Below are 24,980 nucleotides of genomic sequence, written 5' to 3'. Positions count from 1 at the left end.
CCGTCCTGTTTCTGGAATAAAAGGCTGAAGGCTTAAGCAGCGATGTCCAAGCGAGATTACTACGAAGTCCTCGGTGTCGAACGCGGCGCGGACGAAAAAGAAATCAAAAAGGCGTACCGCCGCATGGCGATGAAGTATCACCCGGACCGCAACCCGGGCGATGCAGAATCTGAAGCCAAGTTCAAAGAACTGTCTGAAGCCTATGAAGTGCTGTCCGATTCGCAGAAAAAAGCGGCGTACGATCAATTTGGTCACGCTGGCGTCGATGGCCAGGGCGGTTTTGGCGGCGGCGGTGCCGGGGCTGGCAGTTTCAGTGACATCTTCGGCGATGTCTTTGGTGACATCTTTGGCGGCGGTGGCAGTCGCCGCTCCGGCGTTCAGCGTGGTTCGGATCTCAAATACAACCTTGAGCTGACGCTGGAAGAAGCCGTTCGTGGCACGGAAAAAACGTTAAAAGTACCAACATTGGTAACGTGCGATACCTGTGGTGGTAACGGTGCCAAGAAAGGCACCCAGCCGGTCACCTGTACTACCTGTAACGGCATGGGTCAGGTGCGCATGCAGCAAGGTTTCTTCGCCGTTCAGCAAACCTGTCCGTCCTGCTCGGGCAGCGGCCGCATCATTAAAGAGCCGTGCACCAGCTGCTACGGTCGTGGTGTTAAAGAAGAAACCAAAACCCTGAACGTGAAGATTCCGGCGGGTGTGGATACTGGCGATCGGATTCGTTTGTCTGGTGAAGGTGAAGCCGGGCGCAATGGTGGGCCTGCGGGTGACCTTTATGTCGAAGCGCATGTTAAAAAACATGAGATTTTTGACCGTGAAGGTACCAACTTGCTGTGTGAAGTGCCGATCGGTTTCGCCGAGGCGGCCTTGGGCGGAGAGTTGGAAGTGCCGACCTTGGATGGCCGAGTCAAACTGAAAATCCCAGCCGAGACTCAAACGGGTCGCTTGTTCCGGTTGCGCGGCAAAGGCGTGAAATCGGTGCGCGGTGGCGTTACCGGTGATTTGTTGTGTCGTGTGGTGATTGAAACGCCGGTGAACCTGACGCAGCAGCAAAAAGAGTTGCTGGAAGAATTGAACGCCAGTTTGAACGACGGCAAAAAACATTCGCCCCGAACCAAAGGTTGGTTTGACGGTGTGAAAAAATTCTTCGAGGAAATGTAGTCCTTCGTTCTCGGCTAAAGCCGATACTTTCCCCGGTGCGGCCGGCAATCCAATGTCCGCCGTATCCGGGTCTCTATCCCTTCCTTATAATCCCCTTGCTTAACAAATACAGTCACGCAGACAAACGTCGGGGGATATTCCAATGCTTAACATTGCCATCACTGGAGCGGCCGGTCGGATGGGGCGCGCTCTAATCCAGGCTGTTCATGGTCATGAGTCCATGCAACTGGTGGCGGCAAGCGTCTCGCCTACTTCCAGTTTGGTCGGCGTTGATGCGGGCGAGTTGGGCGGTGTTGGGCGTTTGGGCATCGTTACTCAATCCGATATCAGTGCGCTTCGTTTGGCCGATGTGGTGATCGATTTCACCACGCCAGACGCCACCCTGAATCATCTGGAACAGCTGAGTGGCACTGACGTGGCAGTGGTAATCGGCACCACAGGATTCACCGATACCCAGCTCCAGCAATTGGCGCAGCACGCTCAAACCCGGCGCATTGTATTTGCGGCCAATTACAGCGTTGGGGTGACACTGGCGTTGCAGCTGTTGCGAACAGCCGCCAGGGTGATGGGCGAAGATTGCGATATAGAAATCATCGAAGCACATCATCGCCATAAGGTGGATGCACCCAGCGGTACCGCCTTAAGGATGGGTGAGGCGGTAGCTCAAACGTTAGGCAGAGATCTGAAAGACTGTGCAGTCTACGGCCGGGAAGGTCAGGAAGGTCCACGCCGTAAAGAGACAATTGGTTTTGCCACTGTCCGCGCAGGCGACATTGTTGGTGAACATACGGTTCTGTTTGCCTCCGAAGGTGAGCGATTGGAAATTGGTCATAAAGCCAGCAGTCGGCAAACCTTTGCACGGGGTGCCTTAAGAGCTGCATCATGGCTAACGAATCAGACTTTTGGACTCTATGACATGGAAGATGTGTTGGCGCTTAAATAGGGCTGACTTGAAAAGACAAGTGGCGTGTTTTTGATCAGAGAGAACTCGGCCAAAGCAGACTTCAAACTGGTGAAGTTCAGTCCTGGTTCACGTTGGCAAGAATGGCATTCAGGTGGCTAATCTGGAGGCGATAGAAGCAGGTCAGTATTTATGGGGGCTGCAGGCTGATTTGGTGCAACCATAACGCCGTATGAAACAAGGCTGATCAACGTCAAAAAAACGCAAAAAAATGGGTTGACCACCCTTGGAGGCTCTGGTTTGATAGGCCTCGGACGTTGATTGAGGCATTCTCGATCAAGCCCGGACAAGGGAGCGGACCGGGGTTGAAGGGCTTCGGTGCGGTGTCGATCTATAACTCGACAACAATCCAACTCACCCTCACCCCGATGCAGTAAGTCACTCAATAGGAGCCGATGTTGAATCGTCTTTCCGCCCAGAGTAGCCTTGCTGCCAAGACGTTTTCCCTCCGGTAACGTTTTGACTCTGCAATGCGGTTGTAATATACGTATAGCAGGATACAACGATAACAAGGGTCCTGGTTGGCGTAAGTTTCGTGTGTCGTTATTGGTTGCCAAATCGGTAGCGTACCGACTCAGATGTCAGTCATGATTCATCGAGAAAGTCTGGTCACCAAACCAGTTAAATAAAAAAAGGGGAATCTTGAATGAAAGCGATCAAAATTGCTTCTGGCGTAGCGGTTACCGCTCTGGCTGCTGCAATCTCTGCTCAGGCTCACGCTGAGATGGATACTGAAACTTCCTGGAGCTTCACTGGTTCTATGGAGTTTCTGACTGTTGTTGATATGGCCGATGGCATCACTAACGTTGATGGTGATGATGTAACAAGCATCGACGTAGAATTGGATGAAGAAGATGATTTCGACAGCGGTGACGCTGGCGATGGCTTTGGTATGGAATCTACTTTGGCCGTTACTCATGGTCCGTTCTCTGCCAATTTGGTCTTCACTGCTGATGACGAAGCGGGCGTCACTACTGAAGTAAATGACATCATCATTACTGATGGTGCTATTTCTTTCGGTCAAATTGATAGTCTGGTTGATCTGACTCAGGAATATGCCTTTGACATGGACGATTCAGGCGACGACATCGGTTCTGCATCCGAAGGCTTCGATGTAGACGCTGGTCTTCGCTACACTATGGGCGATTTGAAAGTCCAACTTGAAGGTGTCAACCGTAAAGAGTCTGATGGCTTTACAAGTCCTACTTTCACAGTTGCCAATATCCCTACTAGCGTCTCCGATGCTGATGGTGATGGCACTATCCTTAACTCCCAAACAGATATTGACGCCGCTACTGCGTACGTAAACAGCTCTGACTATGGTGTTGCTGCGCAGTATGTTTCTGAAGCTGATGCACTGAGTTATGTAGTTGAGGCTCAGGTCCGCACTTCTAGCTTGGGTGGCGAAGACGATCTGCCGTACATTTATGTAGGTGCTGGTGCTACTTACACCATGGATATGGTCACGGCTAAAGTTGGTGCTAACCGTTATACAGTTTCTGTCACTGACGCTAACGACACTGCGATTTTGGAATACGGTTTCGAACTGACTGTAACTCCGATCGATGCTTTGTCTGTATACGTCAATGGTCAGGATCTGGACATGGGCGGTGAAGTTATCGAAGACACTTCTATGAAGCTGTTGTTCGGTGCTGCTTACACCATCGACACTATTACAGTAACTGGTGAATACACCTTTACTGAGGAAGAAGAAGCTGGTGACGAGATCTACGGTGAAGTCGCTTATGCTGATGGTCCGGTCGCTGCTTACGCTGGCGTAACTCTGGGCAACTTCGACGCTGAAGAAGCTGACGAGCTGCTGTACGAAGCTGGTGCATCTTACACCCAAGACAACGGTGTAGTGTACGCTGCTGACTACGACTTCCAGACTGACGGTGCTAACAACCTGCGCCTGTCTGCTGCCTACGCTTTCTAATTCAGATTTCCTCTGAACCTAGAAACGAAGCCGCCCCCCTTAGGGGGCGGCTTTTTTATGCCTGAAACAAAACGAATGTTTGGAAGAGCAAAGGTCAAAAAGTAGGTACTAATTAGATGCTGAGTTCGCCCGGCATTGGGCTCTGAAAATGGAAGGTTGTTCAGTTGTAGGCGATGATCTTCTTTGGGGCTTGCTAAGCTGGCTGTTGTATCCCTAATAGCTCACCACTGATCTTTTCTCTAAACCATTTTAGTGCTTCACCACTTACACCCTTGCGCCATGCTATGAGGGCTTCATCTTCCTGTATTGGTGTATCAACACGGACTGGCACCAGGCTACCTTCGGCCAATTCGGTTTTTATCCGATGGGTTGGTAGATACCCCACACCCAGGCCGGCTTTTTGAGCGTCAATTTTGTCACTCATCGTTGGGACCGTAATAACTCGGTTTTGTCGGGTCCAACCCACTGTCCGAGGTGCCATCAGCTGAGTTGTATCTCGTACTACGATGGTGGGGTATTGCTCAATTTCCTCGATTGACACTTCACACGCCCGTTCGGCCAGCGGGTGATTTTGGGCAACGACAAAGGCCATGTTGGTTGGGCCTAGGGATTGGGTTTCGTAACCTTCGAGCTTTGGGTCGAGATTCCTTGCCGAAAGAATGAGATCGGCGCTGCCGTTGATCAGCATCTCCCAGGTTCCAGTGAGTGAGCCGTGCATTAGATGCAATTTAATGTACGGATGTTCGGCATTGAAGGTGGCGATTAATGGGAACAGCCGGTTGGCTTCAAAGAACGTATCTACGCCAATGCGTAACTCAGGTTCCCAGCCACTGGCAATTTTCTTGGCAGAGCTGGCTAAGCTGTCCATGTCGCGCAGAATGTCTCGACCCTCTTCCAGTACCAGTCGGCCAGCAGGCGTCAGCTTGGCGCGATGGCCGGATCGGTCAAACAGCTCGATTCCCAAATCCTGTTCGACTTTCTGAACGGTATAGGTCAGAGCGGATGGGACTTTGTGCAGCGCTTGAGCGGCGGCGGCGAAGCTTCCTCGTTGGTCAATGGCATCGAGGGCGCGCAATAGGTCAAGGGTGATGGGGTTGTGGGCCATGGCGTTCAGTAATTTTGAATTGAAGAGGCAATATATTCCGCTTACAGCAAGACCTGCAAATGCTTACTTTAGCGACCGTCAACTGAACCTGTGGAGGTTGCTATGAATCAAGAGCGAAGCGTTCGTCAAATTGCGAAAGGCATCCCGACGTCGGACGGTGCTGGCGTTAAATTGACTCGGGTGATCGGCAATCAGTATGTCCGGAATCTGGACCCGTTCCTGATGTTGGACGAGTTCAAGTCGGATGATAAAGCCGATTACATGGCCGGTTTTCCAATGCATCCACATCGGGGTTTCGAAACCGTAACTTATATGCTCAAAGGTGCTTTTCGCCATGGTGATAACCAGGGCAACACTGGTTACCTGGCGCCGGGCTCCATTCAATGGATGACGGCGGGGCGGGGCATTGTCCATGAGGAAATGCCCAACCAGGAGGATGGTCCGGTATGGGGCTTCCAGCTGTGGGTCAATTTGCCTTCAATGCACAAGATGACTGCGCCGCGTTATCAGGACATCCGTCCGGAAGATGTACCGGAAGTCGCGTTAGAAAATGGCAAAGTCAAAGTGCTGGTGGGCAATTTCCAGGGCGTTGAAGGTCCGGTTGAGGATGTTGTGACCGATCCGCTGTATCTGGATTTTCATCTGGACGATGGGGCAACTCAGAAAGTCGAGGTGCCATTGGGTAAAACAGCGTTTGTTTATGTCTACCAGGGTTCTGCGCGTTTGGCAGGAACCGACTTGCCGGAACGGCATCTGGGCATTTTGGGCGAGGGCGATTACATCGAAGTCAGCTCGCAATCACCCGATACCCGACTGTTGGTCGTGGCTGGCGACCCAATCGAAGAGCCGGTCGTACAGTACGGTCCGTTTGTGATGAATACCGTCGAAGAAGTGCAGCAAGCCATTGTTGACTTCAATGAAGGCCGATTCTGAGCATCGATTTACAGCCATAAAAAAACCCGCCATCTGGCGGGTTTTTTCGTTTCCGATCGGATTAAGCGGCTTTCAGCGCTTTAACGCGAGCGGACAGACGGCTCATGGTGCGAGACGCTTTGTTCTTGCTGATGATGCCTTTGCGAGCCATGCCATCGACTACCGGTTGTGCGGTATTCAGGGCTTTGGTTGCTTCATCATAGTTCTTAGCTTCGATCTGCTTCACAACCTTCTTCACGTAGGTGCGAACCATGGATCGTTGACTGGCGTTGTGCGCCCGGCGCTTCACTGCCTGACGAGCACGTTTCTTGGAACCAGCAGAGTTTGCCACGGGCAGCTCCTTTCAACTGTCTTGAGGGTCAAATTCGAGGGGCGCGATTCTAGGGTTTTGCCCCGTGGTTGTCAATGCTGAGGGTAAGGCGAAAGCCAGTGAGCTTCCGGCCTGGACTTCAGATCGGCTAGACTGGGCCGCTTTGCCTCTTTGACCACGGATCGAAGTATGCCGACAGACGAATCTGGACCCAAAAAAACCACTCGCCGCCGGGGGCTGTTGGGGCATTCGGTGACTGTGGCCGCAGCGACGATGGTGTCTCGCGTGTTGGGCATGGTTCGGGATGTGGTGTTCGCGGTGCTCTTTGGCGCCGGCGGTGCCATGGACGCATTTTTCGTCGCCTTTAAAATTCCCAACTTTTTGCGTCGACTGTTTGCGGAAGGTGCCTTTAACCAGGCGTTTATCCCGGTGCTGAGCCAGGTTCGGCAAGACGAAGGCGATGCCGGCGTCCGGCGTCTGGTGGCCGCGACCCAAGTAGCACTGGGTTCCGTCTTGGGCTTGATCACCGTTGTCGCCATGGCTGCATCGCCGTTAGTTGCCTGGCTGTTTGCGCCGGGTTTCCACGACGATGGCGTCAAGCTAGCGCAGACAGCTGACTTTCTGCGTCTGACGTTCCCCTATCTCTGGTTTATTTCGTTGACCGCGCTCGGCCAATCGGTACTCAACACCTACAGCCGTTTTGCCGCGCCAGCCATTACGCCGGTCATCTTGAATCTGTGTTTGATTGTGGCGGCCTTCTGGCTGACGCCGCTGTTTGAGGTGCCGATGACTGGTCTGGCGCTTGGCGTCTTGCTGGCCGGCCTGTTGCAGTGGCTGTGGTTATGGCCGTCGCTGATTCGGCTGGGCATCTGGCAACCGCTGAACTGGCGTGCACGCCACGCGGGCGTCAAACGCATAGCTGTGCTGATGGTGCCGGCTTTGTTCGGTGTCTCTGTCAGTCAGATCAATTTATTGCTCGATACCGTTCTGGCGTCATTGCTGACCGACGGTTCTGTCGGCTGGCTGTATTACTCCGACCGCTTATCCGAGTTGCCACTGGGCGTTATCGGCATCGCCATCGGTACGGTTTTGTTGCCGCGCCTGTCGAGTCAGGCCAGCGCCGACGATCCGCAAGCATTCCAGCGCACCCTGGGTTGGGCGCTTTGTCTGGTGTTGACCGCCGGCCTGCCCGCCATGGCAGCCTTGATGGTGTTGGCAAAACCTTTATTGACCGTGCTGTTTCAATATCAGGCATTCACCGCCCACGACGTCAGCCGCAGCGCTGCCAGCTTGATGGCTTATGCCGCCGGCCTGCCGGCTTTTATGTTGATCAAGATTCTGGCGCCGGCCTTCTTTGCCCGACAGGACACCCGCACCCCAGTGCGCATCGCCATTTGGGCGATGTCACTGAATATGGTGTTTAACCTGTTGCTGATCTTGCCGCTGGCGCATGTTGGCCTGGCATTGGCAACCGCACTTTCAGCCTGGGTCAACGCCGGCATGCTCGCCTGGCAATTGCGACGCGAACAACGCCTGCCCGCCGCGCCGCTGTGGTTGCCTGGCACATTGCGGGCATTGGCCGCATCGCTGGTGATGGCGCTATCGCTGCTGCTGTTGATGAATCTGGATGGCATGGCGTTGCCAGCCGACATCTTCGGGCGCATCTGGCGTTTGGCGTTGTTGGTGGCGGATGGCCTGCTGGTCTACACCCTGGTTTGGGTGTTGGTGGGCGGTCGCATACGTCAATTGAGTGGGCACTGAAACTGTGCAGGACGGAAGACGCCAAGGGCACTTTTTTGTATACTGCGCGGCCCTGTTCGCCACCGCAGATCGCTATGCGCATCAGTCGTCGACCTCGACCGCTCGGCCAGCCCTCGGCCGTGACCATTGGCAGTTTTGATGGCCTGCATTTGGGCCACCAGCGACTTATCGAAGCGCTGAACCAGGCCGCCCACTCGCGCGGTCTGGCATCCACCGTTGTGACTTTCGAACCGCAACCGCGAGAGTTTTTCGACCCCAAAGGCGCGCCAGCACGCCTGGCCGCACTGAACGACAAAGTCCGTCGGCTCAGCGCCATGGGCGTCGATCAACTGGTGGTGCTGCCGTTCAACTCAGCTTTGCGCGCCATGTCGGCCGCGGAGTTTGTGCAGAAGATTCTGCTCGATGGTTTGAATGCGCGCTGGGTACAAGTCGGCGACGACTTCCGCTTCGGCAACGACCGACGCGGCGATGTCGATTTCCTGCGCCAATACGATTTCGAAGTTCAGCAACTGGAATCCCAGCGGCTGGGCGACGACCGGGTTTCCAGCACCGCCATCCGCACCTGCCTTGCCGAAGGCCGATTGAACGAAGCGGCGGAATTGCTGGGTGAACCCTATACCTTGAGTGGCCGCGTGGTCCACGGTCGTAAGTTGGGCCGCACCATCGGTGTGCCCACGGCCAACATTCTGCTGAACCATCCGAAGCTTGCGACCAACGGCGTCTTCGTCGTGCGCACTCGCGTTGGCGACCGTTGGATTCCCGGTGTCGCTAACCTCGGCCCCAAACCGACCGTTGGCGACACCCGCAATTGGCTCGAAGTTCACTTGTTCGACACCGAACTTGATTTGTACGGCCAACGCCTCGATGTGCAGCTATGGCAGCGGCTGCGAGGTATAGAAAGATTTGATAACCTTGACGCCCTTAAAAACCAGATCCAGCGCGACATTAACCAAGCCCGGGACTGGTTCAACATCAATGATCGACAACACCTTTGATTTGAGTGAGCACCAACCCATCCAACCCCGGTTGCCTGAGACAGGCCCATTGACCGAAGTGACCGACCTCCATGACTGATTACAAAGCGACACTGAATCTGCCGCACACGGATTTTCCGATGCGCGGAAACCTGGCCCAGCGTGAGCCGGAAATGCTGGCTCATTGGGAGCAAAACGGCATTTACCAGCGCATTCGCGCCGCCAGCGCAGGTCGCCCCAAGTTCATTCTTCACGACGGACCGCCGTACGCGAACGGCGATCTGCACCTGGGTCACGCGGTTAACAAAATCCTTAAAGACATCATCATCAAATCGAAGAGCTTTATCGGTTTCGATGCGCCTTACGTGCCCGGTTGGGACTGCCACGGTCTGCCAATCGAACACAAAGTCGAAACCACCATCGGCCGCGCCGGCGACAAGGTTGACTTCAAAACCTTCCGCGCCGAATGCCGCGCCTATGCCCTGGGTCAGATCGACAACCAGCGCAAAGGCTTTATCCGCATGGGCGTGTTTGGCGATTGGCAAAACCCCTATCTGACGCTGAATCATCAAACCGAAGCCGACATCATCCGCGCACTCGGCAAAATCGCCGACAGCGGCCATCTGGTGCGCGGTTTTAAACCGGTGTACTGGAGCGTTGTCGGCGGTTCGGCGTTGGCTGAAGCCGAAGTCGAATACAAAGACAAAACCTCGTTCAGCATCGACGTACGCTACGCTGCTCAAGATCCGGCTGCGGTGTTGAAAGCGTTTGGAAGCGACGCAGGCGAGGGCGAAATCGGCGCCGTTATCTGGACCACCACACCTTGGACGTTGCCCGCCTCGCAAGCCATTTCCGTGCATCCAGAACTGGATTATGTGCTGGTGCAAACCGAAGTGAATGGCGCCCCGGCGCGCCTGATCCTGGCCGAAGGTCTGCTGGAAGCGGCGACGGCGCGTCAGAATCTGAGCAACACCGAAGTGCTTGGTCGCGCTAAAGGTCAGGCGTTGGAAGGGCTGGTGTTCGATCATCCGTTCTATCAGCGTGACATTCCGGTTCTGCTCGGTGAACACGTCACGCTCGACGCCGGTACGGGTCTGGTCCACACCGCGCCCGATCACGGCATGGACGACTTCCTGGTGTGCCAACGCTACGGCATCGAAACACTGAATCCGCTCGACGACGGCGGTGTCTATCGCAACAACGTCGAGCTGTTTGCCGGCGAGCACGTTTATAAAGTCGAGCCGCACATCATTGAAGTGTGCAAAGAACACGGCCGTCTGCTCAGTGAAGGCAAACTGACGCACAGCTACGCCCATTGCTGGCGCACCAAAACCCCGCTGATCTACCGCGCCACGCCGCAATGGTTCATCAGCATGGACAAACAAAACCTGCGCGGCCAGGCGCTGGATGCCATCAAAGGTGTGCGCTGGGTGCCGGGTTGGGGCCAGAACCGCATCGAAGCAATGATGGAACAAAGCCCCGACTGGTGTATCTCGCGTCAGCGAACCTGGGGCGTGCCCATCGCTTTTGTCACGCACAAAGAAACCGGCGAGCTGCATCCGGAACTGTCGCGCATCATCGAAGAAGTCGCCCAGCGCGTTGAAACCGGCGGTATGGATGCCTGGTGGGAACTCGATCTGGCCGATGTCATCAGCGATGCCGATCAGTACGAAAAAGTCACCGATACCCTCGACGTCTGGTTCGACTCCGGTGTCACCCACGACACCGTGTTGCGCAAGCGTCCGGAACTCGGCCAATACCCGGCTGACATGTATCTGGAAGGTTCGGATCAGCATCGCGGCTGGTTCCAGTCGTCGCTGAAAACCGCCGTCGCGATCAACGGCACCGCGCCGTACAAACAGGTGCTGACGCACGGTTTCACCATCGACGAAAAAGGACACAAGATGTCCAAGTCGTTGGGCAACGGCATCGAGCCGGACGAAATCTTCAACACCATGGGCGCCGACATCATGCGCCTGTGGGTGGCCGCGACCGATTACAGCGGCGAGATGGCGATGTCGAAGGAAATTCTGAACCGCACCGCCGATGCCTATCGTCGCATCCGCAATACCGCGCGTTTCTTTATCTCCAACCTGAGCGGTTTTGACCCGGCGAAAGATCAGGTCGACCCGGACCAGATGCTGGCGCTGGACCGCTGGGCCATGGACCGTGCCTACCGTTTGCAGCAGGAAATATCTGACCTGTACGACAACTATCAGTTCGTCCAGGTGTACCAGAAGATCCATCATTTCTGCGTGCTCGATATGGGCGGCTTCTACCTCGACATCATCAAAGATCGCCAATACACCACCCAGGCCGATTCACTGGCGCGTCGTTCCTGCCAGACCGCACTGTTCCACGTGCTGGAAGCCTTGGTGCGCTGGATTGCGCCGATCCTCAGCTTCACCGCTGACGAGCTGTGGCAGTTCCTGCCGGGCGAGCGCAGCCTGAGTGTGTTCGAGCAAACCTGGTACGAAGGTCTGCTGCCGTTGTCCGAAACCGAGCCGATGAATAGCGCCTTCTGGGCACAGGTTCAGGCGGCGAAAGAAGGCGTTAACAAAGTACTGGAACTGGCGCGCAATGAAGGTCGCGTTGGCGGCAGTCTGAAAGCCGAAGTAACGCTCTACTGCGACGCCGAACTGAAAACAGCGCTGGCAGAACTGGGCGACGAACTGCGCTTTGTTACTCTGACCAGCGAAGCGCGTCTGGCCGATCTGAACGACGCCCCGGCGGACGCCGTTGAGACCGAACTCGAAGGTCTGAAAGTTGTCGTCGTCGCCTCCGAAGAAGCCAAGTGCGAGCGTTGCTGGCATCAGCGTCCTGACGTTGGTAAGCATGCCGAACACCCGGATCTGTGCGGTCGCTGCGTTGAAAACGTCGCAGGTTCCGGCGAGGTACGCCACTTTGCCTAAGCTCAAATTGAACCTGCGTCAGTCATTTTGGCTGTTGATTTCGGCGGCGGTCATCGCTGCCGATTTGTGGACCAAGTCAATCGCCGTCGCCACGCTCGCTTACGCTCAGCCAGTGTCGGTGTTGCCGGTGCTCAACTTCACGTTGTTGCACAACCGCGGCGCTGCTTTCAGTTTTCTGAACGCGGCCGGCGGCTGGCAGCGTTGGCTGTTTGTCGCCATCGCCCTGGCGGTGTCGTTGTTGCTGATCAACTGGATACTGCGTCTGAAGCGTCACGAACGTTGGTTGTCGATCGCGCTGGCGTTGATTCTCGGTGGCGCGCTGGGCAATTTGTACGACCGTGTAACGCTCGGCTACGTTGTCGATTTCATTCACGCGCACTGGGGCAACAGCTATTTCCCGGCGTTTAATCTGGCTGACAGCGCCATCACCGTCGGTGCCATCATGGTGTTGATCGACGCCTTCTTTTTGGACAAGCGTCGCCGTATGCCTGGCGGTGAAAAACGATGGATGTGATTCAGGAAAACGCCACCGTCACGCTGCATTTTGCGTTGCGGCTGGCCAGCGGCGAGACCGTAGATTCCACCTTCGACAAAGCACCGGCGACACTGACCATCGGCGACGGCAATCTGCCCGAAGGTTTCGAGCAACATTTGCTCGGCTTGGCTGTGGGCGACCACCGCACTGTACGCGTCGAACCCGAACACGCTTTCGGTCAGCACAACCCGCAAAATCGCCAGACGTTCAAACGCGAACAGTTTGGCGCAGAAATCGAGCCGGGCATGGTGATGTCGTTTGCCGACGCCGGTAACAATGAGTTACCCGGTGTGATTGACAGCATCGAGGATGGATTTGTTACCGTAGACTTCAACCACCCGTTGGCTGGCAAAGCGCTGGACTTCGAAGTGGAAATTCTCGCCATAGAGAGCGCGACGGATGGACATTAAACTCGCCAACCCACGCGGCTTCTGCGCCGGCGTAGACCGCGCCATCGACATCGTAAACCGGGCGCTGGAACTTTACGGCGCACCGCTCTACGTGCGTCACGAAGTGGTGCACAACAAATTCGTCGTCGACGACTTACGCCAGCGCGGCGCGGTCTTTGTCGATGAGCTGAACGAAGTGCCCGACGACCAACTGGTGATCTTTTCCGCCCACGGCGTCTCGCAAGCGGTACGTGCCGAGGCCGATAAACGCGGCCTGAAAGTCTTCGACGCCACTTGCCCGCTGGTTACCAAGGTGCATTTAGAAGTCTCCAAATACAGCGCCGACGGCATGGAATGCATTCTGATCGGTCACCGCGGCCATCCGGAAGTGGAAGGCACCATGGGCCAGTACGATCACAGCCAGGGTGGTGATATTTATCTGGTCGAAAACGAAACCGATGTCGCCAGCCTGCCCGTGCGCGATGAATCCCGTTTGGCGTACGTCACCCAAACCACGCTGTCCATGGACGACACCGCACGCATCATCGACGCGCTGCGCGAACGCTTCCCGCAGATTCAAGGCCCGCGCAAAGACGACATCTGCTACGCCACGCAAAACCGTCAGGATGCGGTGAAAACTCTCGCCGCCGAATGCGACATTGTGTTGGTGGTCGGCTCGCCGAATTCGTCCAATTCCAACCGGTTGCGCGAACTCGCCGAACGCATGGGTTGCGAAGCCTATTTGCTCGATGACGCCAGCCAGTTACAGGCGAAATGGTTTGAAGGCAAACAGCGCATTGGTGTGACGGCCGGTGCCTCAGCGCCGGAAATTCTGGTGACGCAGGTGTTGGATGGTTTGAAGGCTTTGGGCGCTGACACTCCCATCGAACTCGACGGCATTCCGGAAAACATCACCTTCTCCATTCCGCGCGAACTGCGCATGAAGGATTTGGGTTAACTCGAATCCCGCTTAAAACTTGAAGCGGTTGGCAAAGCCGACCGCTGATCGACACGCCACCCTGCCTTTCCTCAAACGTCTCCGTTACTCTGTCGGCCCTCTGACGAATAGGGCCGACACGGATGAACGGCTGGCATTCAGCGCACGGATGGACGCTGATCGAACTCTTGGTAAGTCTGGCGTTACTCGCGCTGCTCACCGCTGTGGCGCTGCCCGGTTACCAATCGTTAATTCAAACGCAAAGCGCGAATCGCCTGCGCGACGATCTGTTTGCTCATCTGACACTGGCGCGAACCCAGGCGCGCACTTTGGGTTTGCCGGTGGCTGTCTGCACAACAACCGATCTCTTTGTTGCCAATCCCAATAATTTGCAATGCGCTTCGGCGGGTGGTGACTGGACGCCCGGCTGGTTTGTTTTTGTCGACCTGAACGAAGATAAACAGCATCAGGATGGCGAACCGTTAATCTCTGTTTATGAAGACGCGCCATTGAATGTTTCCGTTCGTTTTAATCTCAATCGTGCCGTCCTGTTTGACCGACAAGGCAGGGCGTCGGGCAGTAACGGATCATTTTTTGTGTGCCGTTTGGATATCGAATTTCTCAGCGCCGTGGTGATTTCGCCCACTGGCCGCATTCGGTTTGACGCCGCAAAACCTGAAAATTGCGTGGGCTAACGACTCATGAAAAGAATCAGCTCGCAGACAGGCGCCACGCTAATCGAAGTGCTCATCGCCATCACCATTCTAGCCATCGCCTTACTCGGATTCGCGCAACTGCAGAGCCGAGCGTTGAGTTTGAATCAGGAAGCGATCAGACAAGTACAGGCCGCCTTATTGGCCGACGAATTATTCGACCGAATGCGCGCCAATCGTGATTACGCGCTCAGTAGCAATCGCTATGAATTTGGCCCATCAACTCCCGTTCCGGTTGCACCTGAGTGCGAAACCCAGGTTTGCTCTGCCGCAGAAATTGCGCAACGCGACCTGGGCATTTGGCTGCAACGATTCAAAGAAGTGTTGCCCGCTGCCAGCGCAACACTGGAGCGCAGCGGAGAAAGTGTGCGTCTGTTGATTCAATGGCCCGGTAGCGAAACCGTGTCTGTTTTCTTCGCTCAACTTTGAGGTTGGAATCTGATGGTGTTGCAACAAAGAGACGAAACACAACAAGGTTTCAGTCTGCTGGAATTATTGATCGCTATGGCACTGTCGCTGTTGGTGATCGGTGGCGTTGTTACTTTGTTAATCGATGCCCAGCGCAGCCAGATGTTGCTGCAACAACAGACTCGACTGCAGGAAAGCGCGCGATTGGCGTTAGACATTGTATTAGCGGATCTGCGTCAGTCTGGTCACGCCGGCTGTGACTGGACGTCGATCAACATCGCCAATGTGGTAGCGCCCGACAGCTCGAATTATTTACCGCCGTTTCCAATCGTCAGCGGCTCGAACAATGTTGAGGATTACGGCTTTGACGTTGTCGATGGCACCGACGTTCTAACACTGACGGTTCTGGAGTCGGATCCGTCCTGGGTGATCAGTAACCAAACCTCAGATGCAGACAGCACTGATTTTACGTTGACCGCTGGTAGCCGAATCGACGCTAAATACGACAACCGAATTCTGGCCGTGGTCGATAGCGATTGCAGTCAATTGTCGCTGTTCAGGGCGACCCGAAACTCGTCATCCTCTATCTCAACTCACAGTGACAATTGCACCCACCAACTGCGCGGCCATTTCGATTGCAGCGATACCTCAGCGGCAAGCAGTGACAGTCAATTTTCTCCCGACTCGCGACTCTATTTGTTCACACAGCATTCCTACGCGATTCGTGAACAAGAGGACGATGACGTTAAAACGATTTTGCTGGGCCGAATCAATTCCGACGCCAACAGCGAAGTTCTGGTCGAAGGCGTTACCGATCTGCAACTGCGTTATGGCCTCGATACCAACGATGACGATGCGGTTGACCGCTTTGTCGACGCCCAACACATTCGTGACTCGGCGACGTTGAATTTTAGCCAGGTTGTGAGTGTCGAAATCGACGTCACCGTCACCAGCGAATCGCCGCTCAAAAATGGCGAGCCTCTGTCGGCCACGCTGTCTTCCAGTGTCTATCTGCGCAATAAGGGAAGCTGATGCGAAGCCCTGATCAACAACAAGGCGCGGTATTAATACTGGCGTTGATTCTGATGGTCGTGCTCAGTGTGGCCGGCACGGCGGCAATGCAATTAGCTCGGCTGGAACTGCAACTGGGCGGCAGCGTGGGTGAACTTAGCCACAGTCGCCAGTGGGTTGAAGCCGCCTTGTTGCAGTTGGAAAACGATATCGTGGCGGGCGACTTTGAGGTGAACCCGGCCGGCGAATTGTGCCGCGTGGCATCGAGCGACTGCTACCGCGAGGTCTGCGCGAATGGCCGCTGTTTCTTCGGTAATTATGTCATCGATGCCGATCAGCCGGATCAATGTTTATTGCCGCCCAGTCTGGATAAAAACGAAATCTTTCAGGACCGTTCGGTTTGGCAGGATTCAAACCGACATCAACGCATCGACATAGAAGTCGAAGCCGGTGGCGAAACCGTTCCTGTTCTGGCGTTGGTCGAATGGCGCTGCTTTACGCCACTGAATTCGCACGATGCGAGCAACCAGGAACATCGTTTTGATTCAGCCTATTGGCAACCGTTGTTTCGGCTTACGGCATACACCTCCGGCCGGAATGGCGAGGCACGGTTAATGGCGCAGACAGTTGTGGGTCAGAAAACCGGTCGGCTCAGTTGGCGCGAAGTGCCGTTGTTGTTTGCGCCCTGATGAATCTGTTCAAGGAAGAAAAGATGCCGCGAACATCAACCGGATTTTCTTTGATCGAATTGCTGATGGTGGTGTCCATTCTTGGTCTGTTACTGGCGCTGGTGGTGCCGGGCTTTCAACAGACGTTGCGGCAAGCGCATCGCTCCGAAGCGGTCAGCGCCTTGCTGTCGGCCGCCAACGAGTTGCAACAAACTCGCGCTCAGTCGGGCAATTATGCCGACGCTTTGAGCGCTGAATTCCCGGAGCCGGGTAACTATCAACTGAATCTGGCGACCGACCTGACCGGGCCGATTGCATTGCCCGCCGGGTCGGCGCTATCGCAACTGAGCTGCAACGGCGTGCCTTGTTTCGCTCTGGCCGCCACAGAGACAGGCGGGCAGATCGCCGATACCGACTGCGCGCTGTTCACGCTCGACTACCTTGGCCGCAAACGCTCCTATCAAACCGATGGCCGCCAGAATACGCCCGGCACCAACGATCCCTGCTGGTAATGCCCAGGCCGCCCGAGCCGGGCTTGTTCTGGCCCGGCCTTTGCCGGACAATACCGCCCCGCTCGCGACAAGGGTTTGCCCTCGATGACATTGCGCGTTGCTCTGGCCCAATTCCGGTTTCCGGTGGGCGACATTCCCGGCAACACGGACAAGGTGCTCGACCTGGCGCGTCAGGCGCAGGCCGACGGCGCCGACCTGATCGTCTTCCCCGAACTGACACTGGCCGGTTACCCACCAGAAGATTTGCTGCTGCGCCCGAGTCTGGAATTGCGCATCGGCGACGCCATCGAGCGGTTAAAGCAGGCGCAACTCGATATCGCCATGCTGGTCGGTTACCCCGAGCGCGAGGCCGGCAAGCTCTACAACAAAGCGATGGTCATCCATCACGGCCGCGTCATCGCCGACTATCGCAAACAGCATTTGCCCAACTATCAGGTTTTCGACGAAAAGCGTTATTTCACCAAAGCCAACGAGACCTGTGTGTTCGAATTCAAAGGCGCCAGGGTCGCGCTGACCATCTGCGAAGACATCTGGTACGACGGCCCGGCCCGGCGCGCGGCCGAAGCCGGTGCCGAGATCAACCTCAACATCAACGGCAGCCCGTATCACATCGATCGCGAGGCCCAGCGCCACGAACAGGTCGGCCGGGTTTCGCGCCAGACCGACATGATGACCGTCTACGTCAATCACATCGGCGGTCAGGACGAACTGGTGTTCGACGGCGCTTCGTTTATTGCCGAAGCCGATGGCCGCATCAGTCTGACGTTGCCGGCTTACCAGGAATGCCTGCATTGCTGCGATCTGGAAAAAACCGACGCCGGCTGGCGCGTGGTTGCGCCGGTTAAGGCGCCGGTGCTGTCCGTCGAGGCGTCGCTGTACGAAGCGTTGAAACTGGGCCTGGCCGATTACGTGAATCGCAACGGTTTTCCCGGCGTGGTGTTGGGTTTATCGGGCGGTATTGATTCGGCCTTGAGCGCGGCCATTGCCGTCGATGCCTTGGGCGCGGAGCGCGTGATGGCGGTGATGATGCCCTATCAATACACCGCCAAAATGAGCCTGGAAGACGCCGAGGCCGAAGCCAAAGAACTCGGCATTCGCTACGACGTGCTGCCCATCGGCGACGCCTACGAAGTGGCGCACCGCACTTTGGTGCCGATGTTTGGCGACCGTCTGGTCGATACCACCGAACAGAACATGCAGTCGCGGCTGCGCGGCCTGTTTTTGATGGCGCTGTCCAACAAGCTCGGTCACATGGTGCTGACCACGGGCAACAAGAGCGAAATGGCCGTCGGCTACGCCACTTTGTACGGCGATATGTGCGGCGGATTCAATGCTTTGAAAGATGTGCCGAAAACCTGGGTATACCGATTGGCGCGCTGGCGCAATACGCAGGGCGAGGTGATTCCTGAACGTGTTATCACCCGGCCGCCGTCGGCGGAACTCGCGCCGGATCAGAAAGACGAAGACAGCCTGCCGGGTTACGACATTCTCGACGCCATCATCGAACGCTACGTCGAGCGCGACGAAAGCCTCGACACCATCGTTGCCGCCGGTTTCGAGCGCGACGTCGTTGCCAAGGTGGTGCGGCTGATCGACATCAACGAATACAAGCGCCGTCAGGCGCCGGAAGGGGTGCGCGTCACGCCACGAGGCTTTGGCCGTGACCGCCGCTATCCGATTACACAAGGGTGGAAACCGGGACGATGAACATACTTTGGGATCTGGACGGCACATTGGTCGACTCCATGCCGGTCATTGCCGACGCCTTGAATCGCACCCGTCAGGCGTTCGATCTGGAACCGTTGTCGATGGCGCAATTGCGGCCTTACATCGGTCCGGCGATTCACCCGACTTTCGCGCAGTTTCTGCAAACCAACGACGCCGAACTGGTCGATTCCGCCGTGCGGCACTATCGCGAACTGTGCGATGAAACGCTGGCGCAGATTCCAGTCTTTACCGGTGTCGAAACCGTGCTGAGCGCCTTGGCCGATGCCGGTTGCCAGCAATTTGTTGCCACCGCCAAATACCGCCCGGTAGCGCGTCATCTACTGGAACTGAGCGGTTTGTCACGCTGGTTTGTCGAAGTGTACGGTTCGGGCGAGGGCAGTGCGCTGGGCCACAAGCCCGAATTGCTGGCGCATCTGATCAAAGAAGAAGGCTTGAAACCGGCCGAAACGCTGATGATCGGCGATACCCATTACGACATGGAAGCGGCCCGCGCCAACGATCTGACGGCCATCGGGGTGACCTGGGGTTACGGCGAAAACGAAGCGTTGCTGGAAGGCGGTGCGCATCGTTTGGTCGATACGCCCGATGAATTGCTGGATGCCATTCGCGCCAGTCTGGTCTGCGTCTGCTGACGCCGGCCAGACCGACTTATTCCGTTCGATTCAGTTCATTCAATAAAAGTCAGCTGAACCAGCCCAGGGTGAGCAACTTCACCCACCAACGTTCCTTCTCGATGTACGGCGTGCGGTAGTGGCCGCTGCTGAGCGTCGGATGATCCGGGTATTGTTCCTGCAAATCGGCCAGCGCCAGGGCGCGGTCTTCATCGCGGCCCAGCGCGTCGTACGATTCGATCAACACCACCAGCGCATCGCCTTGCGCGCTGACGCCCGGGTAGTGCGACTGCACAACCTTGGCGCGTTCAGCCGCGGCAATCCAGGCGCCACGGCGCATGTAGTAATCGGCCACCACCAGCTCGTGACGCGCCAGGGCGTCTTTGAGCAGAATCATGGTGTCGATGGCGTCTTCGCGGTAATCCGAGGTCGGGAAACGGTCGGTGTAATCCTTCAACGCCGAGAACGCCCGTTCGCCATCCTGCTGCGACCGCTGCGCCAGATCGCCGCGTCCGGTGATGCCGGCGTTCTGTTCGTACAGTCGGTAATAAGACATGCCTTTGAGGTACCAGGCGTAATCGACGCTGGCGTAGTCCGGGTTCAGGCGGGTGAAGCGGTCGGCGTCCAGAACGGCCTGGGCGAAATCGCGACTGCGATAACGCGCATACATCAAATCCAGCTGCGTTTGTTGCGCATAGCGGCCAAACGGAAAACGGTTTTGCAGTTGCTCCAGCGTATCAATCGCCAGATCGAAACTCTGGCTTTCTATATAGTCGGACGCGCGTTCGTACAGCGCCTGCTCAGACTCGGCGTCGTTGTTGCGAAACAGCGCGCAGCCATTCAGGCCGATGAGCAGAATCACCAGGGTGAACAAAGACAAAGGTTTGGTGAACAACGAAGGCATGGGTTGAATCCGGCCGGTGACGTACAATGGGCGGCCATTGTAACCACAGTCACCTAAGGGCACCAATGATCGCATCCGCCGAGCGTCTGGAAGACAGCGTGCAAGTTCCGTTGGAACTGGGCCAAAAACGCTTCGACCAGATTGCCGCCACCTTATTCAGCGAGCACTCCCGTTCGCGCATTCAGCAATGGATCAAAGACGGCGCCTTGCGCGTCGATGGTCAGGTGCGCAAACCCAAAGACAAGCTGATCGGCGGCGAAACACTGCAACTGGATGCGCTGCTTGAAGCCGACGAACGCTGGGACGCCGAGCCGGTCGATCTCAACGTTATCTACGCCGATGACGACCTGATCGTCATCGACAAACCCGCCGGTCTGGTCGTGCACCCCGGCGCCGGTACACCGAGCGGCACGGTGCTGAACGGCCTGCTGTATCACTACCCGGAACTGGCGCAGATTCCGCGCGCCGGCATTGTGCATCGGCTCGACAAAGACACCACCGGCCTGATGGTCGTAGCGCGCAGCCTGACGGCGCACACCGCGCTGGTAAAGCAATTGCAAAAACGCACCATGGGCCGCGAATACGAAGCCATCGCCAGCGGTGTGATGACCGGCGGCGGTACCGTCGACGAACCCATCGGCCGTCACCCGACGCAACGCGTCAAGATGGCGGTCACGCCGATGGGCAAGGAAGCGGTCACTCACTATCGCGTGCTGGAGCGCTTTCGCAATCACACTCTGGTGCGCTGCAAACTGGAAAGTGGCCGCACCCACCAGATTCGCGTGCATCTGGCGCACATTGGCTACCCGCTGGTCGGCGACCCACTGTACGCCGGTCGGCATCGGCTGCCAAAGGGCGTGCATCCGCAAGTCGCCGACGCCCTGCGCACCTTCAGCCGCCAGGCGTTGCACGCCGTCAGACTGGAACTGCTGCACCCGAAAACCGGCGAGTTGATGGCTTGGGAATCGGAACTGCCGGACGATCTGATCGACCTGCTGGCGTTGCTCGAAGCCGAGGTCGAAGGGGACTTGCCATGAGCATCGTCTTCCCTGAATGGCCGGTGCCCCAAGGCGTACATCTGGCCTGGACGCAACGCCATGGCGGCGTCAGCGCAAAACCGTTCGACAGCTTTAACCTGGCGCATCACGTCGGTGATGAGCCAGCGGCCGTAGACGCCAACCGCGCGCAACTGCTCACTCACTTGCCCGGCTGCAACGACATCCGCTGGCTCAGCCAGGTGCACGGCACCGATGTCAAAGACGTCTGCCTCAGCGCCAACGGCGAACCTGCCGATGCGGCGTTCAGCACCGAACCGGGCCTGGCCGCCTGTGTGATGACCGCCGATTGTCTGCCGGTGTTTTTCTGGCAAGCCGACGGCCGCCAGGTTGCCATCGCTCACGCCGGCTGGCGCGGTCTGGCTGGCGGTGTGCTGGCGCAGACGCTGGCGCAGTTTGACGATCCGGCCAACGTCTTTTGCGGTATTGGCCCCGCCATTGGTCCGACCGCCTTTGAAGTTGGCGCTGATGTTGTTGAAGCCTTTATCAACTGGCCCAATGCCAAGTTGGCCTTCATGCCCACCGCCAAAGCCGGTAAATGGCTGGCCGATTTACCCGCCTTGGCGGCCGCCAGGTTGCAATACGCCGGTGTCGCCGCCGTGTATCACAGCAATGACTGCACTTTCGTTCAGGCAGACGACTTTTATTCCTACCGCCGCGATGGTCGCACCGGCCGCATGGCGAACCTGATCTGGATCGCCGCTGACGATTAGCCGATGACTGAGTCGCGCGCTTGACCGGGGTCAATCGCGCGATGTTCAAGTGCTTGTTATTGCCGCCTGTGCCCCTATCTGCTTGGGTAATTGAAAAACCTCGATGAGGACACCTCATGCGTATTGATCGTTTGACCTCGAAATTGCAGGTCGCGCTCTCCGATGCCCAATCCATTGCGCTTGGGCGGGATCACAACTTTATTGAACCGGCGCACCTGCTGCTGGCGCTGACCGACCAGAAAGCCTCGTCCATCGTACCGATGTTGAATTCGGCCGGCGTCAATCTGACGCAACTGAAACAGTCGCTGGGCAATTATCTGGACGGCTTGGCGCGCATCGAAAATCACGATGGCGAAGTGCACATGTCCAACGACCTCGGCCGGGTGATGAACCTGGCCGACAAGCTGGCGCAAAAACGCGACGACCAATACATCGCCAGCGAACTGGTGGTGTTGGCCATGGCGCAGGATCGTTCACGCATTGCCACGCTGTTGAAAGAAGCCGGTGCCACATCAGAAAAAATTGAAGCCGCCATCGACGCCATTCGCGGCGGCGAAACAGTCAACAGCGCCGAAGCCGAAGAAAGCCGCCAGGCGCTGGAACGCTACACCATCGACCTGACCGAGCGCGCCGAATCCGGCAAGCTCGATCCGGTCATTGGTCGCGACGATGAAATCCGCCGCACCATTCAGGTATTGCAGCGCCGCCGTAAAAACAACCCGGTATTGATCGGTGAACCCGGCGTCGGCAAAACCGCCATTGTCGAAGGTCTGGCGCAACGCATTGTGAACGGCGAAGTACCGGAAAATCTGAAAAATAAAAAGGTGCTGTCGCTCGACCTCGGTGCTTTATTGGCCGGTGCCAAATACCGCGGTGAATTCGAAGAACGCCTGAAAGCGGTGTTGAACGAACTGGCGAAACAGGAAGGCCAGATCATTCTGTTTATCGACGAACTGCACACCATGGTCGGTGCCGGCAAAGCCGAAGGCGCGATGGACGCCGGCAACATGCTGAAGCCGGCTTTGGCGCGCGGCGAACTGCATTGCGTGGGCGCCACAACGCTGAACGAATACCGCCAGCACATCGAAAAAGACGGTGCCCTGGAGCGGCGTTTCCAAAAAGTTGTCGTTAACGAGCCGACCGAAGAGGATTCCATCGCCATCCTGCGCGGTTTGAAAGAGCGCTACGAAGTACACCACGGTGTGACCATTACCGACTCGGCCATTATCGCCGCAGTAAAACTGTCGCAGCGTTACATCACCGATCGGCAATTACCCGACAAAGCGATTGATTTGGTGGACGAAGCCGCCAGCCGAATTCGCATGGAAATTGATTCCAAGCCAGAGAGCATGGACAAGCTCGAGCGCCGCTTAATTCAGCTGAAAATCGAAGCCGAAGCGCTGAAAAAAGACGACGACAAGCTGACCAAAAAAACGCTCGACCAACTCAACGCCACCATCGAACAACTGGAACGCGAATACGCCGATCTGGAAGAAATCTGGAACACCGAAAAGGCGGCAGTGCAGGGCACGCAATCAATCAAGGAAGCGCTCGAACAAACCCGCGTCGAACTGGAAAACGCCCGCCGCACCGGCGACTTGGCGCGCATGTCCGAACTGCAATACGGCCGCATTCCCGACCTGCAAAAGCAGCTCGATATGGCGAGCCAGGCGGAAATGATGGACATGCAGTTGCTGCACAACAAGGTAACTGACGAAAGCATCGCCAACGTTATTGCGCGCTGGACCGGCATTCCGGTCGATAAAATGCTCGAAGGCGAACGCGAAAAATTGCTGCGCATGGAAGACAACCTGCACGGTCGCGTGGTCGGTCAGCACGAAGCGGTCGAAGCGGTATCCAACGCGATACGCCGTTCGCGTTCTGGCTTGTCCGACCCGAACCGGCCGAACGGTTCCTTCCTGTTCCTCGGCCCGACCGGCGTCGGCAAAACCGAACTGTGCAAAGCGCTGGCCGGTTTCCTGTTCGACACCGAAGACGCCATGGTGCGCATCGACATGTCCGAATTCATGGAAAAACATTCGGTCGCCCGCTTGATCGGCGCGCCGCCGGGTTACGTTGGCTACGAAGAAGGCGGCTACCTGACCGAAGCCGTGCGTCGCCGCCCGTACTCGGTGATTCTGCTCGACGAAGTGGAAAAGGCGCACCCGGATGTGTTCAACATTCTGTTGCAGGTGCTCGACGACGGCCGCCTGACCGACGGCCAGGGCCGCACCGTCGATTTCCGCAACACCGTCATCGTTATGACCTCGAACCTGGGCAGCGACATCATTCAGTCGCTGGCTGGCGAAGAGAATTACGAAACCATGAAATCGGCGGTAATGGATGTGGTCGGCCAGCATTTCCGGCCGGAATTCATCAACCGCGTCGATGAAGTGGTGGTGTTCCATCCGCTGGCGGAAGATCAGATTCGCGGCATTGCCGGCATTCAGCTCGACAGCCTGCGCAAGCGCCTGGCCGAACAGGGCCTGAAACTGCATCTGACCGACGCCGCCATGGACAAACTCTGCGCCGCCGGTTACGACCCGGTGTACGGCGCGCGCCCGCTGAAACGGACCATCCAGCGCGAGCTGGAAAATGGCCTGGCGCAATCGCTGCTGCGTGGCGATTTCGGCTACGGCGACGCCATCGAAGCCGACGTCCGCGACGACCAGATCGTCTTCTCCATCGGCCATTAATGGCCCATTCGACCAAGCCCGGGCTCTGCCCGGGTTTTTTTTGG

23 protein-coding genes are annotated in these 24,980 nt (G+C 56.8%); 20 read left to right on the top strand and 3 right to left on the bottom strand.

What is annotated here, in order from left to right:
* Positions 1–42 precede the first annotated feature (42 nt).
* The 3 genes from dnaJ to DW349_RS14455 all read left to right on the top strand — a co-directional run bounded on the left by dnaJ (position 43) and on the right by DW349_RS14455 (position 4,061).
* Positions 43–1,164, top strand: a complete 1,122-nt coding sequence (dnaJ, locus tag DW349_RS14465; protein ID WP_108123903.1) for a molecular chaperone DnaJ — start codon at positions 43–45, stop codon at positions 1,162–1,164.
* Positions 1,165–1,306: 142 nt separating this feature from the next.
* Positions 1,307–2,107 (top strand): 4-hydroxy-tetrahydrodipicolinate reductase, encoded by an 801-nt coding sequence (gene dapB, locus DW349_RS14460; RefSeq protein WP_108123902.1) that lies wholly within the window; start codon positions 1,307–1,309, stop codon positions 2,105–2,107.
* Between the two features lie 664 nt (positions 2,108–2,771).
* A complete protein-coding gene (locus tag DW349_RS14455; protein WP_108123901.1) occupies positions 2,772–4,061 on the top strand; it encodes a hypothetical protein in 1,290 nt (429 codons plus the stop codon).
* A 193-nt stretch (positions 4,062–4,254) separates the two neighbouring features.
* Here DW349_RS14455 and DW349_RS14450 read toward each other — a convergent pair whose 3' ends face one another.
* A complete protein-coding gene (locus tag DW349_RS14450) occupies positions 4,255–5,166 on the bottom strand; it encodes a LysR substrate-binding domain-containing protein (RefSeq protein ID WP_108123900.1) in 912 nt (303 codons plus the stop codon).
* Between the two features lie 102 nt (positions 5,167–5,268).
* Here DW349_RS14450 and DW349_RS14445 point away from each other — a divergent pair, with 102 nt between their 5' ends.
* Positions 5,269–6,099, top strand: coding sequence for a pirin family protein (locus tag DW349_RS14445; RefSeq protein WP_108123899.1), 831 nt, complete (start codon positions 5,269–5,271; stop codon positions 6,097–6,099).
* A 61-nt stretch (positions 6,100–6,160) separates the two neighbouring features.
* On the opposite strand, the gene rpsT is transcribed toward DW349_RS14445, so the two are convergent.
* Positions 6,161–6,430 (bottom strand): 30S ribosomal protein S20, encoded by a 270-nt coding sequence (rpsT, locus tag DW349_RS14440; RefSeq protein WP_108123898.1) that lies wholly within the window; start codon positions 6,428–6,430, stop codon positions 6,161–6,163.
* Positions 6,431–6,598: 168 nt separating this feature from the next.
* On the opposite strand from rpsT, the gene murJ reads away from it, so the two are divergent.
* From murJ to DW349_RS14375, 13 genes are all read left to right on the top strand, one after another.
* Positions 6,599–8,170 (top strand): murein biosynthesis integral membrane protein MurJ, encoded by a 1,572-nt coding sequence (murJ, locus tag DW349_RS14435; protein WP_108123897.1) that lies wholly within the window; start codon positions 6,599–6,601, stop codon positions 8,168–8,170.
* 74 nt (positions 8,171–8,244) lie between these two features.
* Positions 8,245–9,165 carry a bifunctional riboflavin kinase/FAD synthetase gene (locus tag DW349_RS14430; protein WP_108123896.1) on the top strand — a complete coding sequence of 307 codons (921 nt, stop codon included), beginning with the start codon at positions 8,245–8,247 and terminating at the stop codon, positions 9,163–9,165.
* A gap of 71 nt (positions 9,166–9,236) precedes the next feature.
* The gene (gene ileS / locus DW349_RS14425) at positions 9,237–12,056 is read left to right on the top strand and encodes an isoleucine--tRNA ligase (RefSeq protein ID WP_108123895.1); all 2,820 of its coding nucleotides are present in this window, start codon (positions 9,237–9,239) and stop codon (positions 12,054–12,056) included.
* On the top strand, positions 12,049–12,570 hold the full coding sequence (lspA, locus tag DW349_RS14420; protein WP_232819259.1) for a signal peptidase II: 522 nt from the start codon (positions 12,049–12,051) through the stop codon (positions 12,568–12,570). Before ileS ends, lspA begins: the two co-directional genes overlap by 8 nt.
* The gene (gene fkpB / locus DW349_RS14415) at positions 12,561–13,001 is read left to right on the top strand and encodes an FKBP-type peptidyl-prolyl cis-trans isomerase (protein ID WP_108123893.1); all 441 of its coding nucleotides are present in this window, start codon (positions 12,561–12,563) and stop codon (positions 12,999–13,001) included. Before lspA ends, fkpB begins: the two co-directional genes overlap by 10 nt.
* On the top strand, positions 12,991–13,938 hold the full coding sequence (gene ispH, locus DW349_RS14410) for a 4-hydroxy-3-methylbut-2-enyl diphosphate reductase (protein WP_108123892.1): 948 nt from the start codon (positions 12,991–12,993) through the stop codon (positions 13,936–13,938). The genes fkpB and ispH overlap by 11 nt, the downstream gene beginning before the upstream one ends.
* A gap of 122 nt (positions 13,939–14,060) precedes the next feature.
* Complete coding sequence (locus DW349_RS14405) at positions 14,061–14,612, top strand: GspH/FimT family protein (RefSeq protein ID WP_108123891.1); 552 nt, start codon at positions 14,061–14,063, stop codon at positions 14,610–14,612.
* A 48-nt stretch (positions 14,613–14,660) separates the two neighbouring features.
* The gene (gene pilV / locus DW349_RS14400) at positions 14,661–15,059 is read left to right on the top strand and encodes a type IV pilus modification protein PilV (protein ID WP_157954203.1); all 399 of its coding nucleotides are present in this window, start codon (positions 14,661–14,663) and stop codon (positions 15,057–15,059) included.
* A gap of 15 nt (positions 15,060–15,074) precedes the next feature.
* The gene (locus tag DW349_RS14395; RefSeq protein ID WP_162824648.1) at positions 15,075–16,070 is read left to right on the top strand and encodes a PilW family protein; all 996 of its coding nucleotides are present in this window, start codon (positions 15,075–15,077) and stop codon (positions 16,068–16,070) included.
* On the top strand, positions 16,070–16,738 hold the full coding sequence (locus DW349_RS14390; protein ID WP_108123888.1) for a pilus assembly PilX family protein: 669 nt from the start codon (positions 16,070–16,072) through the stop codon (positions 16,736–16,738). The genes DW349_RS14395 and DW349_RS14390 overlap by 1 nt, the downstream gene beginning before the upstream one ends.
* A 23-nt stretch (positions 16,739–16,761) precedes the next feature.
* Complete coding sequence (locus DW349_RS14385; protein WP_162824647.1) at positions 16,762–17,229, top strand: type IV pilin protein; 468 nt, start codon at positions 16,762–16,764, stop codon at positions 17,227–17,229.
* A gap of 84 nt (positions 17,230–17,313) precedes the next feature.
* Positions 17,314–18,936 carry an NAD+ synthase gene (locus DW349_RS14380; protein ID WP_108123886.1) on the top strand — a complete coding sequence of 541 codons (1,623 nt, stop codon included), beginning with the start codon at positions 17,314–17,316 and terminating at the stop codon, positions 18,934–18,936.
* Complete coding sequence (locus DW349_RS14375) at positions 18,933–19,589, top strand: HAD family hydrolase (RefSeq protein ID WP_108123885.1); 657 nt, start codon at positions 18,933–18,935, stop codon at positions 19,587–19,589. The genes DW349_RS14380 and DW349_RS14375 overlap by 4 nt, the downstream gene beginning before the upstream one ends.
* Before the next feature lie 49 nt (positions 19,590–19,638).
* Here DW349_RS14375 and DW349_RS14370 read toward each other — a convergent pair whose 3' ends face one another.
* Entirely contained in the window at positions 19,639–20,472 is an 834-nt protein-coding gene (locus DW349_RS14370; RefSeq protein ID WP_157954202.1) for an outer membrane protein assembly factor BamD, read from the bottom strand.
* A gap of 65 nt (positions 20,473–20,537) precedes the next feature.
* On the opposite strand from DW349_RS14370, the gene rluD reads away from it, so the two are divergent.
* The 3 genes from rluD to clpB all read left to right on the top strand — a co-directional run bounded on the left by rluD (position 20,538) and on the right by clpB (position 24,936).
* Positions 20,538–21,509 (top strand): 23S rRNA pseudouridine(1911/1915/1917) synthase RluD, encoded by a 972-nt coding sequence (gene rluD / locus DW349_RS14365; RefSeq protein WP_108123884.1) that lies wholly within the window; start codon positions 20,538–20,540, stop codon positions 21,507–21,509.
* Positions 21,506–22,240 (top strand): peptidoglycan editing factor PgeF, encoded by a 735-nt coding sequence (gene pgeF, locus DW349_RS14360; RefSeq protein WP_108123883.1) that lies wholly within the window; start codon positions 21,506–21,508, stop codon positions 22,238–22,240. The genes rluD and pgeF overlap by 4 nt, the downstream gene beginning before the upstream one ends.
* 116 nt (positions 22,241–22,356) lie before the next feature.
* A complete protein-coding gene (gene clpB / locus DW349_RS14355; RefSeq protein WP_108123882.1) occupies positions 22,357–24,936 on the top strand; it encodes an ATP-dependent chaperone ClpB in 2,580 nt (859 codons plus the stop codon).
* Positions 24,937–24,980 lie beyond the last annotated feature (44 nt).

The sequence above is a fragment of the Saccharospirillum mangrovi genome (genome assembly GCF_003367315.1).
Lineage (GTDB): Bacteria > Pseudomonadota > Gammaproteobacteria > Pseudomonadales > Natronospirillaceae > Saccharospirillum > Saccharospirillum mangrovi.
The sequence above is the reverse complement of the archived record's forward strand: the minus strand, read 5'-3'. Positions and strand labels throughout refer to the sequence as shown.